The 1,268-nt window shown below is 24.4% G+C and carries 2 protein-coding genes; both read right to left on the bottom strand.

Going from position 1 to position 1,268, the window contains the following annotated elements:
* Positions 1-96: 96 nt before the first annotated feature.
* Positions 97-696 (bottom strand): hypothetical protein, encoded by a 600-nt coding sequence (locus tag C6B38_RS04315; protein WP_105298783.1) that lies wholly within the window; start codon positions 694-696, stop codon positions 97-99.
* 2 nt (positions 697-698) lie between these two features.
* On the bottom strand, positions 699-1,058 hold the full coding sequence (locus tag C6B38_RS04310) for a hypothetical protein (RefSeq protein ID WP_162475864.1): 360 nt from the start codon (positions 1,056-1,058) through the stop codon (positions 699-701).
* Positions 1,059-1,268 lie beyond the last annotated feature (210 nt).

The raw sequence follows: 1,268 nt of genomic DNA, 5'->3' as shown, positions 1-1,268 counted from the left end.
CCTTACTAAAACAGTGGCCATCTATTCTTTCAGAACAAAATAATTTATAAAATAGACTATATAACCACCCAAAAATATCTACCACCCCTATATAGTCTATTTATTTCATCTTTTTTTAAGACAATATTGATTTCAACTTTTAACTTGTTCTATTGTTTTTTTACAATTATGACAAATATTAACATTATGTTTTTTAAGATATTTACGAAATATTAATCAACCCAATAATATTAAATATAATATATAACTTGGTATTTTATAAACTTGTTCTAAACATTTACCAATTGGTAATTTAATTGCTGGTATTTTAGGTATTTTTGTCGTTAATCAAGCAGTACCATGTAATATTGGATAAGAAATAATAATCCCAGCATATCCAAAAAAACCACCATCAGTTATATTGTGCTGACCAAACATAAACTTTTTAACTGGTTCTAATGTTGGTATTCAATTAAAATGTAAACTAGTAAAAAATAAACCATATAAACTTAAAAATGGTGTATGATATAAAATTGATAAAGCATTATATCGCATAATATATGCTTTTTTAATATGAAATGGATATTTATCATATTTTAAAAACTTACGATTTTTTCAAGATTTAAAACTTTGACTTGGGTTTCTTTGTTCAAAACCTAATCTTTGTCAATAAGTACCATTTTCATTTTTAATAATAATATTTTCTTTATTTTCCATACTTATACCTCTTGTCGTAAAACCCGAACACTATTAATTGGAATATTAGAACCCTTTGAACCATCCGTTAAGTAAATCCGACCACTAGCACTATATAAAGCAATACTATAAGGGTTTTTATCCATATCATCAATAAAACAAGTTGCTTGATGTTTAGATAAAGTATTATTTTCTTTCTGTTCTGTAAAATAAGGTGGTTCAAGCCATAACATACCTTCAGCACCTTTACGATTAGTTGGTGATAATCAAACTTGATAACGATATTTTTCTGAAAATTCAGGAATATCAATAGAATTATCACTATCAGGTGTATAAGATATACTTACTTTTTCTCATTTTATTTTTTTATTTATTTCAAACACTCATTTTAACATTTGTTCAATAGTATYTTTTAAACCTTTATTTAAAGATAATTTATTATTTTCAATATCAAATTCATCTGATAATAATAATTCTAAACTACTATCATCTTTTTGATGTAATGGGGCATTAACTGTTATTGAACTACCACTTTGTGCTTTTTTAACAATATATTTTCCATCTTCTTTATCAATATAACTTTATCAATATAA

This window comes from Spiroplasma sp. ChiS (genome assembly GCF_002968355.1).
Classification (GTDB): domain Bacteria; phylum Bacillota_I; class Bacilli_A; order Mycoplasmatales; family Mycoplasmataceae; genus Spiroplasma; species Spiroplasma citri.
Note: the sequence above shows the minus strand (reverse complement) of the source record. Positions and strands in the feature narration are given on the sequence as shown.